This is a genomic window from Micromonospora sonneratiae, assembly GCF_042679305.1.
GTDB lineage: Bacteria > Actinomycetota > Actinomycetes > Mycobacteriales > Micromonosporaceae > Micromonospora_H > Micromonospora_H sonneratiae.
In genome coordinates this window covers 1-12,948 of record NZ_JBHTMP010000017.1, presented here as the reverse complement: position 1 = coordinate 12,948, position 12,948 = coordinate 1, and the positions used below count along the sequence as shown (strand labels likewise).

At 69.7% G+C, this 12,948-nt stretch carries 11 protein-coding genes; 6 read left to right on the top strand and 5 right to left on the bottom strand.

Annotated features, from left to right (window positions below; translation table 11 throughout):
• Positions 1 to 14: 14 nt before the first annotated feature.
• Positions 15 to 1,148: a beta propeller repeat protein gene (locus tag ACFQ4H_RS13275; RefSeq protein WP_377570573.1), complete on the bottom strand. Its 1,134-nt coding sequence runs from the start codon at positions 1,146 to 1,148 to the stop codon at positions 15 to 17.
• Between the two features lie 194 nt (positions 1,149 to 1,342).
• Between ACFQ4H_RS13275 and ACFQ4H_RS13270 the strand changes: the two genes are divergently transcribed.
• The 4 genes from ACFQ4H_RS13270 (at position 1,343) to ACFQ4H_RS13255 (ending at position 4,986) form a co-directional block, all read left to right on the top strand.
• The gene (locus ACFQ4H_RS13270) at positions 1,343 to 1,843 is read left to right on the top strand and encodes a cation:proton antiporter regulatory subunit (protein ID WP_377570572.1); all 501 of its coding nucleotides are present in this window, start codon (positions 1,343 to 1,345) and stop codon (positions 1,841 to 1,843) included.
• Between the two features lie 4 nt (positions 1,844 to 1,847).
• Positions 1,848 to 3,053, top strand: coding sequence for a cation:proton antiporter (locus tag ACFQ4H_RS13265; protein ID WP_377570570.1), 1,206 nt, complete (start codon positions 1,848 to 1,850; stop codon positions 3,051 to 3,053).
• A 171-nt stretch (positions 3,054 to 3,224) separates the two neighbouring features.
• Positions 3,225 to 3,656 (top strand): hypothetical protein, encoded by a 432-nt coding sequence (locus ACFQ4H_RS13260; RefSeq protein WP_377570568.1) that lies wholly within the window; start codon positions 3,225 to 3,227, stop codon positions 3,654 to 3,656.
• A 226-nt stretch (positions 3,657 to 3,882) separates the two neighbouring features.
• Complete coding sequence (locus ACFQ4H_RS13255; protein WP_377570565.1) at positions 3,883 to 4,986, top strand: LD-carboxypeptidase; 1,104 nt, start codon at positions 3,883 to 3,885, stop codon at positions 4,984 to 4,986.
• A gap of 204 nt (positions 4,987 to 5,190) precedes the next feature.
• Here ACFQ4H_RS13255 and ACFQ4H_RS13250 read toward each other — a convergent pair whose 3' ends face one another.
• From ACFQ4H_RS13250 to dnaK, 4 genes are all read right to left on the bottom strand, one after another.
• Positions 5,191 to 5,634 carry a heat shock protein transcriptional repressor HspR gene (locus ACFQ4H_RS13250; protein WP_377570564.1) on the bottom strand — a complete coding sequence of 148 codons (444 nt, stop codon included), beginning with the start codon at positions 5,632 to 5,634 and terminating at the stop codon, positions 5,191 to 5,193.
• Positions 5,635 to 5,663: 29 nt separating this feature from the next.
• The gene (gene dnaJ, locus ACFQ4H_RS13245; protein ID WP_377570562.1) at positions 5,664 to 6,860 is read right to left on the bottom strand and encodes a molecular chaperone DnaJ; all 1,197 of its coding nucleotides are present in this window, start codon (positions 6,858 to 6,860) and stop codon (positions 5,664 to 5,666) included.
• Between the two features lie 94 nt (positions 6,861 to 6,954).
• Positions 6,955 to 7,956: a nucleotide exchange factor GrpE gene (locus ACFQ4H_RS13240; protein ID WP_377570561.1), complete on the bottom strand. Its 1,002-nt coding sequence runs from the start codon at positions 7,954 to 7,956 to the stop codon at positions 6,955 to 6,957.
• Between the two features lie 49 nt (positions 7,957 to 8,005).
• Complete coding sequence (gene dnaK, locus ACFQ4H_RS13235) at positions 8,006 to 9,895, bottom strand: molecular chaperone DnaK (protein ID WP_377570559.1); 1,890 nt, start codon at positions 9,893 to 9,895, stop codon at positions 8,006 to 8,008.
• A gap of 225 nt (positions 9,896 to 10,120) precedes the next feature.
• Between dnaK and ACFQ4H_RS13230 the strand changes: the two genes are divergently transcribed.
• Together ACFQ4H_RS13230 and ACFQ4H_RS13225 are read left to right on the top strand one after the other, a co-directional pair.
• Complete coding sequence (locus tag ACFQ4H_RS13230; protein ID WP_377570557.1) at positions 10,121 to 11,947, top strand: ABC transporter; 1,827 nt, start codon at positions 10,121 to 10,123, stop codon at positions 11,945 to 11,947.
• Positions 11,948 to 11,973: 26 nt separating this feature from the next.
• Positions 11,974 to 12,948: GTPase (locus tag ACFQ4H_RS13225; RefSeq protein ID WP_377570750.1), on the top strand; the 975-nt coding region annotated here is incomplete at its 3' end.

Below are 12,948 nucleotides of genomic sequence, written 5' to 3'. Positions count from 1 at the left end.
AGATGTGACCCCCATCACACGGGATCGAGCACGATCTTGATCCACCGACGCTCGTCGCCCTGCCCCGGACCGAGCCAGACGCTGTTGTCTGGGTGGTAGGCGCTGAACAACACGCCGTCCGGCAACATCTGCAGATATCCACCGTCACGGGGCCAGCCCCGGTCCTGGTAACGCCCCTCGCTGATCACGCCGCTGCCACCCGGCCCGATCACCGCCAGCATCGTGCCGCTGATCGGCACCAGCCCGGTGATCCGGTCCGGGCCAGGGGCCCACACCCGCTGCCAGATGCCGCGCCCGTCGAGGTTCCAGAGCTGTGGAAACCGCATCGGGTCGTCGGCGTGACCGAACAACCAGGCACCACCGTCCGGCGCGACCTCCAATCCCAGTCTGGACAGCGGTTCGTCCGGCGCGGGCACCGCCATCGACCGCCAGGTCCGCCCCTCGTCGGGCGACGATGCCACGTACGGCTGACCGTCACGCAACCCGATCGCGACGAGCGATCGACCAACGGCAGGCCCAGGAATACCGGACACCTCCTTCACCATGTGCAGACTGGGCAGCGCCGGCTGCACCGGTACGGGACGGAACACGTCACCGACCCACTCACCGACCTTCGGCGCAGAGTCGTCACAGCAGACCTGGAACCGCCCGTACAGCTTCCGGTACGCCACCGGCACCCTTGGCGCACCGGGGACCGGTTTGAACGTCCGACCACGATCGGAGGAGGCGTACCAACCGTGCGGCTCGGCCAGCAGCACCAGATCGCTGCCTTCCGCGTACAACTGGTGGTTCTGCGCCGTTGGCCGGGGATGGCGCAGCTCCTGCCAGGAGCGCCCACCGTCGGCGGTGGCCAACAGGACGACGCCGCAGCCCGGCCCGGTCGTCCGGTCGCCCTCCGGCGCACAGTCACTGAACAGCGCGTAGCCGTGCTCGGCGTCGGTGAACTCGATCTGCCGCTGGACATGACCGGCCGGTACGGACACCTGGAACTGGCGTACCTCGTCCGGATGCCCCGAACCAGCCGACTCGACCACCCCACCACCGGCGGGCGCGGTCGGCGCTGGTCGCCGGATCGGCCCGGCCGTACAGCCGGAAACGACCGTGGTCAGCACCCCGGCCACCGCCACCCGCGCTGTCCAGCCCCGCATCAGCCACCCCCATGACTCTCGACGCCCCGGCGAAGACAGTCAGGCTATCGATATCCACCCCCACCCACGTACCCCAAAATGATCTTGCTGGCACCCCGACCACCCGGCCGGTACGCCGACGGGAGAACACCATCGGGTAACAGCGCTGCTGGCCGGAGCCATGCTGTTGGCACCGGCGCGGTAGGTTTTCCGCCGTGCGAGTACGTGTGGAACAGACGGCCCTGCCCGGCATCGGTGTACGTCACGACCTGTTGACCGTGTCCGGACTCCGGGTCGGCGTGGTCACCCATCGAAACGGCCGTCGCGACCTGGTTCTCTACGATCAAGACGATCCGGACGCATCAGTCGCCGACATCCCGCTGACCGACGACGAGGCGGAGGCACTCGCCGACATCCTCGGTGCTTCGCTGATGCTCGGCCAACTCTCCGGACTACGCCAGCAGGCGGCCGGACTGCTGACCGAACAGATCTCGATCCCGGCGGGTTCGTCGTACGTCGGTCGCAAACTGGGCGACACGAAGGCCCGTACCCGTACCGGCGCCTCGATCGTCGCCGTGCTGCGCGAGCGGGAGGTCATCGCCTCCCCCGACCCGACCTTCCGTTTCGAGGCCGGCGACGTGGTGGTCGTGGTCGGCACCCGCCAGGGCCTCGACGGAGTGACCGCGATCCTCGCCGACAACGATCCGGACAGCTGATCGGATGCACGATTTCACCGTTCTGCTGATCGAAGTCGGCGCACTGCTTCTGGGTCTAGGACTCCTCGGCCGGCTCAGCCGGCGGATCGGCCTCTCTCCGATCCCTCTCTACCTGCTCGCCGGCCTGGCCTTCGGACACGGCGGCCTACTGCCGCTCTCCGCCAGCGAAGAGTTCTTCGCCGTCGGAGCGGAGATCGGCGTGATCCTGCTACTGGTCATGCTCGGCCTCGAATACTCGGCCAGCGAACTGGTGGGCAACCTACGCTCGGCCGCACCGGCCGGGCTGATCGACGGGCTACTCAACGCGCTGCCCGGCGCGGCCTTCGCCTTCCTGATGGGCTGGGGCTGGGTGTCCGCGATCGTGCTGGCCGGTGTCACCTGGGTCTCCTCCTCCGGCGTCATCGCCAAGGTGCTGGCCGACCTCGGCCGACTGGGTAACCGGGAAACCCCGGTCATCCTGTCGGTGCTGGTCATCGAGGACCTCGCCATGGCCCTCTACCTGCCGCTGGTCACCGCGGTGCTGGCCGGCACCGGCCTGATCGGGGGCAGCATCGCCCTCGGCATCGCCGTGTTCACGGTGGTACTGGTGCTCGTCGTGGCCATCCGCTACGGCAACGCCATCTCCGCGATGTTCTCCCCGAAGGACCCGGAGGCGCTGCTGCTCGGGGTGCTCGGACTGACCGTGCTGGTGGCGGGCATCGCCGCCGGCCTGAAGGTGTCCGCGGCGGTGGGTGCCTTCCTTGTGGGCATCGCACTCTCCGGACAGGTGGCACACAACGCGACCGAACTGCTCTCCCCGTTGCGGGACCTGTTCGCTGCCGTGTTCTTCGTGTTCTTCGGACTGGCCACCAACCCGGCGGACATGCCACCGGTGCTGCTGCCGGCGCTGGCCCTGGCGATCGTCACCATGGCGACCAAGGTCCTCACCGGTTACCTCGCCGCCAAGCGGGTCGGCATCGCCGAGCCGGGTCGATGGCGCGCCGGACTCGGGTTGATGCCACGTGGCGAGTTCTCCATCGTCATCGCCGGGCTGGCCGTCGGTGCGACCGGCATCGCGCCACAGTTGGCCCCGCTGGCCACCGCCTACGTACTAATCACCGTGGTCTCCGGCCCGTTGCTGGCCAGGATCCCCGACTACGCCTGGTTCAAGGCCTGGCTACGGCGGCGGGCTGAGACCCAACGTCAGGCTCCCATCCCCGCAGCCGACTGAACGGGCTGTCCGGGCTGACCTTCCATCGGACCCACGCATCAGGCGAACGGCGCGCCAATGGCGCTCCGTGACCCTTCCGCTGCTCGGCGACAACGCGCTACCGTTTCGCCGCAGTTGGTGGTGTACGTGGGGACACCAGCACCGCTGGTCACGAACGGAAGGTCAGCCCGGGTGAGCCTGCAGGAATCACTGTTCCGTGGCTTTGCCAACCCGGTCGATCCGTCCCCGGTCGAACTACGCGCCTGGGCCTACCAGCCCGATTCGGTGCCGCTGGAGTCGATGCCCCAGGACTGGGACCTGCTCGTCTCCGGCGACCAGTTGATCACCACGATGTTCGACCTGGCCATGGACCCGTCCTGTCCGGCCCGTCGGTTTGCCCTGCACTGTCTCTACATCTACGCCTCGGACGGCATCCGACGGAAGTTCCGCGCCCACCCGAAGCGTCGCCTGGTCAAGCTACTCAAGCAGGCGGAGCGGCACGGCGACGAACTGATGACCACCTGGGCGCACAACACCCGGGTGCTGATGGCCCGCCCGGAACTGTTCGACTATCACCAGTGGTGCGAAGGCGGCCTGGTCCGCCAGGCCCGCCGTCTTCCCTGACCCGGACACCACCCCCACGGCAGCCGCCCGAACCGGCGGCAGAGGCGGCCCCGGCCCTGTCCCGGTCCCCGTCCGTCCACATTGACACCCGAAATGCCATGCACAAGGATCGATGCTGGCTATTTCGCATTCGGGCACCACACCCACGCATGGGGCTCCGATCGCTCGTTCTCCGAGGCCCGTGCGGGGTTTCAACGGGGACCAGCTACATCGAAAGGACGCCCTCATGCCGAAGTCGCACCAAGAAACCGATCCTGTACCGGAGCAAGGGAAGACCGAGCTGTCCCGGCGGAACATGTTGCGTGCCGGTGCCACGGTCGCCGGCGGCGCGATCCTGGCCGGAACGGTCACCGGAACGCCGGCCCACGCCGCGCCGGTCCACACAGCCCCGCACCCCGCCACGCGCGCGCTACGCCCACCGGCCCTGCGTCCCGGCGACCGGGTACGGGTCGTGTCACCCGGCAGCACACCCGACCCCGCCAACATGGCGCGCGGTATCGAGATCCTGCGCAGTTGGGGTCTCGAGGTGGAACTGGCACCACACGTCTTCACCAAGTACGGCTACCTGGCCGGCACCGACGCCCAGCGGATCGCCGACCTCAACGCCGCCCTCAACGACCCCGGAATCCGTGGCGTCTTCGCCGCACGGGGTGGCTACGGCACCCAACGGATCGTCGACCGGATGGACCTGGCCGGGGTCCGCCGTTCGCCCCGGGTGGTGGTGGGATTCAGTGACATCACCAGCATCCACGGCAGGCTGTGGCGGGGCACGGGCCTGGTCACCTTCTACGGACCGATGGTCAACTGGACCGACAGTCGTACCGGCCCAGACTCGGCTGAGGCACTACGTCGGGCGGTGATGACCACCGACCCGATCACCATCATCCGGGATCCGACCGAGACGACCGCGCCGGTCCTGGTGCCCGGTCGGGCCAGCGGCCCGTTGCTCGGTGGCTGCCTGACCCTGATCGCCAGTTCGTTGGGTGCCAAGGACAGCCCGAGCTTCGACGGGGCGCTGTTGTTCTTCGAGGATCTGAACGAGTCACCATCGAGCATCGACATGATGCTCACGGAGCTTCGCCGGTTGGGCGTCCTGTCGAGGGTCGCGGGCGTGGTCATCGGCCAGATCACCAACAGCGTCGGCGAGCCCGACGAGTGGGACGCGGTGGCAGTGCTCAAGGACCGCCTCTACGACCTCGGCGTACCGGTCCTGGGCGGGTTGCGCCTCGGTCACGGCGACGGGCAACTCACCGTACCGCTCGGGTCGCACGCGACCATCGATGCACAGGCCGGGACGTTGACGGTGCAGTCGGGGGTCAGCCCGCGCTGAGAATCTCGTGACACCGACCGCATTGGCGCCGATCGGAGAGCGGGAGAGTTTTGGCGGGCCGGGAGCCCCCGTGGATCCCGGCCCGCTGGACCGCGACGCCGCCGTTCACGGCGTTCATCACAGACCAGGTTCCGTCCGAATTGAGTAGGTCCGGACCATTAGAGAGGTTAGCCCAATTTGTTACTACGCGCGGGACAACCGCCGTCAGCCTCGTTCGGATGACCGCTTGGGCTGCCAGACCACCAACGCGGTGGAGACCCGACTGGTCGGAACGAGGTCCCGGCGCGGAAACGCCGAGATCGCCTCCAGCTCGGCGGCCCGCCGAGCGGCGGCGGCCAACTCCGCCTCCAACTGCGCAATCCGCTGCTGCAGCTGACCGAGTAACTGCTCCAGGCCGATGATCCGCTTGATGCCGGCCAGGTTGACGCCGTCGTCCTGGCTGAGCCGCTGCACCTCACGCAGCAGAACCACGTCACGCACGCTGTACCGGCGACCACCACCGGCGGCTCGGCCCGCCTGGACCAGGCCCATCCGGTCGTACTGACGCAGGGTCTGCGGATGCATCCCCGCCATCCGGGCCGCAACCGAAATCATCAGTACCTTTGCGTCGTACGCCGGGTCGCCCGATGCCGGGAACTCCTGCGCCATCGTGGATCACCTCCGGGTGCGCACAGCGGTCAACTGGGACGACGCACTCGGGCGTCGATTTGTTCCCGCCCTGCGGGCGGCGTCTGAGCGGCGAACGTCTCCAGCGCCTCGCGCGCCTCGACGGACAGTTCGGTCGGTACGACGATCTCAACGGTGACCAGCAGGTCACCGGCCTGACCGTCGCGCCGGGCAACTCCCTTGCCCCGGGCCCGCAGGGTACGGCCGCTCGGTGTCCCCGCCGGCACCCGCAGGGTCACCGCACCGTCCAGCGTCGGCACCCGGAGGTCGGTGCCGAGCGCGGCTTCCGCGAACGTGATCGGCACGGTCAACGTCAGGTCGTCGCCGGTACGCCCGAACAGCTCATCGGAACGCACCTTGACCAGCACGAACAGGTCCCCGGCCGGGCCACCCCGGTCGCCCGGCTCGCCCCGACCGGCCAGCCGGATCCGCTGCCCGTCGGCCACACCGGCCGGGAAGCGTACGTTGAGCGTCCGGGTCTTGGTCACCCCGCCGGTGCCTCGGCACTCCGGGCACTTCTCGTCCACGATCGTGCCGACCCCCTGGCACTCGCGGCACGGCTCGGAGAAGCTGAACGACCCCTGGTCGCGGGTGACCACCCCGGCACCGTGGCACTGTGGACAGGCCCGTGGCTGGGTACCCGGCTTCGCGCCGTTGCCATGACAGGTTTCGCAGACCCCCGGTGCCCGCAGGGTCAACGGCAGCGTCACCCCGTGTACGGCGTCCCGGAAGTCCAGCACCACCTCGGCCTCGACGTCCCGCCCCCGGGACGGGCCCCGGGACCGACCGCCCCCGCCTGCGGCGCCCCCCGTGAAGATCGAGCCGAACAGGTCGGAGAAGCCGCCGCCACCACCGAACCGCGCACCCTGGCCGCCCTGCTGGCCGGCCGCACCACCGAAGATGTCGGACACGTCGAACGGGAAACCGCCCGGCTGGCCACCGGCACGGGCGTTACGCCGGAACGCGCCGGAGCCGAAGAGCGACCGCATTTCGTCGTACTCTCGGCGTTTGCGCTCGTCGGAGAGGACGTCGTACGCCTCGGAAGCGGCCTTGAACCGTTCTTCCGCCTGGGTGTCGCCCGGGTTGCGGTCCGGGTGTGACTCCCGGGCCAGCTTCCGGTACGCCTTCTTGATCTCGTCAGAGGAGGCCGACTTGCCCACACCCAGTACGGCGTAGAAGTCCTTCTCCAGCCAGTCCTTGGAACTCATCGATCGTCCACCCCCTCCCTCGTCGCATGATCGGGGCGTCCCGTATGCCACCTGAGCGGTACATACGGGTCGCCCCGATCACGACAGTGTGAACCTATTCAGGATCGGCCACGGCAACCAGTGCGGCCCGCAGGAGCCGGTCACCGAGCAGGTAGCCCCGACGCATCACATCGACGCACGTGGGCTCGGTGACGTCGGCCGAGGTCAGGTGCGCGACCGCCTCGTGCCGGGTCGGGTCGAACGGGTCGCCCTTCTCCCCGAACGCGGTCAGCCCGAACTTGGTCAACGCCCCGGTGAGCTGCTCGGCCACCGAGCCGAACGGTCCCACCAGATCACCGTGTTCACGTGCCCGGTCCAGATCGTCGAGCACGGGCAGCAGCGCGGTCAATACCGTTCCGGTGGCCTGTTCCGCGACGAGACCGCGATCCCGATCGACCCGCTTGCGGTAGTTGGCGTACTCCGCCGACACCCGCTGTAGGTCCCGGGTCCGTTCGTCGAGTTCGGACCGTACGGCCTCCAGCTCCGCGCTGAACGGTCCCGGTCCCTCGGCCGCCTTGGCCGGCGCGTCCACCACCGGTCCGTCGACACCCTCGGGCTGGTCGAGCTTGGGCACCCGTGCCCTGCCCTCGCCGACCTCGACCTCGACCTCGGCCTCCTCGACCAACTCGTCGAGGACGGGGCTGGCCGGAAGCTCCGCGGCGACGTCCTCGTCGGTCTGCGCTCTGGCCGGCTCGGTGACGTCCACCACGTCGTCCTCGGCGGCTTCGGCGGCTTCGGCGGTGTTCGACGCCTCCTCCTGAGCTGCGGGTTCGCCCTTGGCCTCGGCGGCGGCACGGTCCGCACCGCCCGCCGGGGTCGTGGACTTATCCTCGCCGCCAGCCGGCTCGCTGCCGCTGGTGGTCGGTTCGCTCTTGCCACCGGCCGGGTCGCTGGTGCTGCTGGCCGGAGCATCCTTGCCGCCGGTCGGGTCGATCTTCCGCCGGTCGCGGACGATGATGCGCTGACCGGCCTCACCCTCGGCGGGATTGACTGGTGTCGAGCCACCCGACGCCGACCCGGTGGTCACCGGGTCAGCGGCTCGGGGCTTTTCCGTCATTGCGGCTACCTCGATCCGTTCAACGTGTCGGCTTTACGGGCGCGGAAGATCACTTCTTGCCGTCCTCGTCGACGATCTCCGCGTCCACCACGTCGTCCGGACCACCGGCAGCCCGACCGCCAGCCGGCCCACCGGCTGCACCGGCGGAGGCACCGGCGTCCGCACCCGGAGCGGCCTGCTCGCCCTGCTGGGCGTAGAGCTGGGAACCGGCCTGCTGCGAGACCTGCGCCAGCTTCTCGTGGGCGGCCTTGATCTTCTCCAGGTCGCTGCCGGCCAACGCGCCACGCAGCTCGCCGAGGGCCTCGTTGATCTGGTCACGGGACTCGCCCGGCAGCTTGTCGCCGCTCTCGGCGAGGAACTTCTCGGTCTGCCACTGGAGCTGCTCGGCCAGGTTGCGGGTCTCCGCCTCCTCACGCCGACGCTTGTCGTCGTCAGCGTGGTCCTGGGCGTCCCGCATCATCCGCTCGATGTCGTCCTTCGGCAGCGCCGAGCCGCCGGTGATCGTCATCGACTGCTCCTTGCCGGTGCCGAGGTCCTTGGCGTTGACGTGCACGATGCCGTTGGCGTCGATGTCGAAGGTGACCTCGATCTGCGGCACGCTGCGCGGCGCCGGCGGCAGGCCGGTCAGCTCGAAGGTGCCCAGCTTCTTGTTGTAGGCGGCGATGTCCCGCTCACCCTGGAAGACCTGGATCAGCACCGACGGCTGGTTGTCGTCGGCGGTGGTGAACACCTCGGAGCGCTTGGTGGGAATGGTGGTGTTGCGCTCGATCAGCTTGGTGAAGATGCCGCCCTTGGTCTCGATGCCCAGGCTCAGCGGGGTCACGTCGAGCAGCAGGACGTCCTTGACCTCGCCCTTGAGCACACCGGCCTGCAGCGCCGCACCGACGGCGACGACCTCGTCCGGGTTGACACCCTTGTTGGGCTCGCGGCCGATGAGCTGCTTGACCAGCTCGGACACGGCCGGCATCCGGGTCGAGCCACCGACCAGGATGACGTGGTCGACGTCGGCGACCTTGATTCCGGCGTCCTTGATGGCCTGCTCGAACGGGCCCTTGCAGCGGTCCAGGAGGTCCTGGGTCATCCGCTGGAACTCGGCCCGGGTCAGGGTCACGTCGAGGTGCAGCGGAGCGGACGGGGCACCGTCGGTGGCCGCCGGCCCAGCCGTGATGTACGGCAGGTTGATGCTGGTGGTGGTCGCCGCGGACAGCTCGATCTTGGCCTTCTCGGCAGCCTCACGCAGCCGCTGCATCGCCATCTTGTCCTGGGCCAGGTCGACACCGTGCTGGCCACGGAAGGTCTTGACCAGGTGGTCGATGATCCGCTCGTCCCAGTCGTCACCACCGAGGTTGTTGTCACCGCTGGTCGACTTGACCTCGATGACCCCCTCGGCCAGTTCGAGCAGCGAGACGTCGAAGGTGCCACCGCCGAGGTCGAAGACCAGGACGGTCTGCTCCTTGGAGCCCTTGTCCAGACCGTAGGCCAGCGCCGCTGCGGTCGGCTCGTTGACGATCCGCAGGACGTTGAAGCCGGCGATCTCGCCAGCCTCCTTGGTGGCCTGCCGCTGGGAGTCGTTGAAGTAGGCCGGAACGGTGATCACCGCGTCGGTGATCCGCTCGCCCAGGTACGCCTCGGCGTCGCGCTTCAGCTTCATCAGCGTCCGCGCCGAGATCTCCTGCGGGGTGTACTTCTTGCCGTCGATGTCAACCGACCAGTTGGAGCCCATCTCCCGCTTGACCGACCGGATGGTCCGGTCCGGGTTGGTCACCGCCTGGCGCTTGGCGACCTCACCGACGAGCACCTCACCGTTGCGGGCGAACGCCACGATCGAAGGGGTCGTACGCGCACCCTCAGCGTTGGTGATGACGGTGGGCTCACCGCCCTCCAGAACGCTGACGCAGGAGTTCGTCGTGCCGAGGTCGATGCCGACCGCACGTGCCATCTTCGCTTCCTCGCTTCGTTTGGTAGAGCAGGTGGCGGGCGCTGCCCCCAGGCAACCCGCGGAGCTAACTTGAGTGGACCGGACTCAATAGTGCCACGATCATCCCAGACGTCAAGTCGAGGTTGAGTCGATGTGACGCAACTTTGCCGGATCCACCGCGCCACGCCCACGACCGCAGGAGGGGTGCTTGTTGTCGGGGTTGCTCGAGTCGGGCAGGCTTTACCCGTGACGATGCATGGCGAGCCGGTCAACACATCCGGGAGGCCTGCCAACACAGCGGACAAATCCGACAAGGACCCCAGGCAACATCTGCGGCAGGCACTGGTCGATCTGCGGACCACCCTCGCCACGACCTCGTACCCGCTGGTTCTCCCCTCTGCCGACGAAGCGCGGAAGTCCGCCGCCGCGCTCATCGCCCAACTCGACGACTACCTGCTGCCACGGCTGACCCGACTCGACGCACCCCTGCTGGTCGTCGTCGGCGGCTCCACCGGGGCCGGCAAGTCGACCCTGGTCAACAGCCTGGTCCAGGCCCCGGTCAGCGCGGCCGGCGTGCTCCGGCCCACCACCCGGTCACCGGTACTGGTATGCAACCCCGCCGACACCCCCTGGTTCCGGCACGGCGAGTTGCTGCCCGGGTTGACGCGTACCAACACGCCCGGGGACCAGCCCGGCACCCTGCAACTGGTCGCCGCTCCCGCCCTCACGCCCGGCCTGGCCTTCCTCGACGCCCCGGACATCGACTCCGTGGTCGATGCGAACCGGGCACTGGCCACCCAACTGCTGGCCGCCGCCGATCTCTGGCTGTTCGTGACCACCGCCGCCCGGTACGCCGACGCGGTGCCCTGGGAACTGCTGCGTACGGCGCGGCACCGGGGCACCGCCATCGCCCTGGTCCTCGACCGGGTGCCGCCCGAGGCCGTCGGCGAGGTGTCCACCCACCTGAGCGAGATGCTGGCCGCGAACGACCTGGCCAGCGCACCGCTGTTCGTACTGCCCGAGACCACGACCGACGGACAGGGACTGCTGCCGGAGGTGACCACCGCGCAGTTGCGCAACTGGTTCAGTCAGCTCGCCGCCGACAGCGAGGCCCGCGCCGCCGTCGTACGCCAGACCCTCGACGGTGCCCTGGCCGCCCTCCAGCCGGCCGTCGAGACGCTGGCCAGCGCCTCCGACGAGCAGGTCACCGCGGCGGAGGCCCTCGACGAACGGGTCCACGCGGCCTACCAGGCCGCTGGCCGTACGGTGGAACAGGGCCTGGCCGACGGGCGGCTACTCCGCGGTGAGGTGCTCACCCGGTGGCAGGAGTTCGTCGGCACCGGGGCGCTGTTCCGCAACCTGGAAGCCCGGATCGGCCACTTCCGAGACCGGCTCAGGGCCCGGATGACCGGCCGACCGGTGCCCGGCACCCAACTGCGGCAGGCGATCGAATCCCAGCTCGTCACCCTGCTGCGCGACGTCGCCGCCGGAGCCGCCGAAACGACGTACAACGGTTGGCAGGTGCACCCGGCCGGGGCGGCCCTGTTGGAGCCGGCCCTCGGCCGTCCCGCCGACGACCTGCCCGAACGCGCCGAGCGGCTGGTCCGCGAATGGCAGCGTGGCGTGCTGGAACTGGTTCGCCGGGAAGGGGCCGGCAAGCGGTTCGCCGCCCGGGGCGCGGCGTACGCGGTCAACGCCGTCGGTCTCGCGGTCACCATCGCGGTGTTCGCCTCGACCGCGTTCATCCCGACCGGACTGGAGGTGGCCACCGGTGCCGGTACGGCCGTCGCCGCACAGGCCGTACTCCAGGCGATCTTCGGTGACCAGGCGATCCGCAGCCTGGCCAACCGGTCCCGACAGGATCTGCTCACCCGGGTCGAGGCACTGCTGGCCGAGGAGGCCCATCGCTACCGGGCCCGGATCGAGGCGGTCGGGGTCGGCACCGGCCCGGCCACCCGGCTACGGCTGGCCGCCCGGACCGTCGAACGCGCCCGGACCGTCGAACGCGCCCGGACGGCCGAACGCGCCGGCCTGACGGTCGACCGTGCGCGACCGGAGGGGACGCGCCCGTGACCGGCCGGACGGAGAGCGGCGGATCGTTGGCCGGCATCGCGGGCAAGGTACGCGACGCGTTCCGGGGCCAGCAACGACTGGACGCCGACAGCCTGCTGCGCCGGGTGGACGCGGTCAGCCGGTTCCTACGGGCCGTCGACGGTCACCTGCCCGACGAACCGCTCTCCGCCGCACACACCGTGGTCGAACGGGCCAGCGACCGGCTCGCCCTGTCCCGCGACCACACCGTGGTCGCCCTGGCCGGCGCGACCGGCAGTGGCAAGTCCAGCCTGTTCAACGCGCTGGCCGGATTCGCGCTGTCGCCGACCGGGGTACGCCGGCCGACGACGGGTGCCGCACACGCCTGTGTCTGGGGGCCGCTGGCCGGCGCGACGAAACTGCTCGACTGGGTGGGTGTGCTGCCCCGGCACCGGTTCGTCCGGGAGAGCGCACTGGACGGCAACGACGAGGTGGGTCTGCACGGGCTCGTCCTGCTCGACCTGCCCGACTTCGATTCGGTCCAGGAGACGCACCGGCTGGAGGTCGACCGGCTGCTCGGCCTCGTCGACCTGGTGATCTGGGTGGTCGACCCGCAGAAGTACGCCGACCGGGTGGTGCATCACAGCTACCTGCGCGAGTTCCACCGCCACCGGGACGTCACCGTCGTCGTACTCAACCAGGCGGACCGGCTGCCCCCCGCCGAGGTGCCGACCGTACTGGGCGACCTACGCCGGCTGCTGGACGCCGACCAGTTGACCGGGGTGCCCGTACTGGCCACCTCGGCGCTCGACCCGACGGCCATGGCGGGACTGCGCTCGACCCTGGAGCACGCGGTCGCGCAGCGGCAGGCGGCACTGCGCCGGCTCTCCGGCGACGTCGACGCGGTCGCCGAACGGCTGGCCGGGTTGATGGGGCCGGCCGTGGGGGACGACCTGGATCCGGTGGCCGTCCGGCAGCTCACCGAGGCGCTGGCCGAGGCGGCGGTCGTACCGGCGGTCGTCGGGGCCACCGAGGCGGCGTAC

Excerpts from the sequence above, each read along its gene's own strand:
- ACFQ4H_RS13265 (WP_377570570.1), top strand. The coding sequence starts at position 1,848 with ATGCACGATTTCACCGTTCTGCTGATCGAAGTCGGCGCACTGCTTCTG.
- ACFQ4H_RS13250 (WP_377570564.1), bottom strand. The coding sequence starts at position 5,634 with ATGGCGCAGGAGTTCCCGGCATCGGGCGACCCGGCGTACGACGCAAAG.
- dnaJ (WP_377570562.1), bottom strand. The coding sequence starts at position 6,860 with ATGAGTTCCAAGGACTGGCTGGAGAAGGACTTCTACGCCGTACTGGGT.
- ACFQ4H_RS13240 (WP_377570561.1), bottom strand. The coding sequence starts at position 7,956 with ATGACGGAAAAGCCCCGAGCCGCTGACCCGGTGACCACCGGGTCGGCG.
- dnaK (WP_377570559.1), bottom strand. The coding sequence starts at position 9,895 with ATGGCACGTGCGGTCGGCATCGACCTCGGCACGACGAACTCCTGCGTC.
- ACFQ4H_RS13255 (WP_377570565.1), top strand. The coding sequence starts at position 3,883 with ATGCCGAAGTCGCACCAAGAAACCGATCCTGTACCGGAGCAAGGGAAG.
- ACFQ4H_RS13275 (WP_377570573.1), bottom strand. The coding sequence starts at position 1,148 with ATGCGGGGCTGGACAGCGCGGGTGGCGGTGGCCGGGGTGCTGACCACG.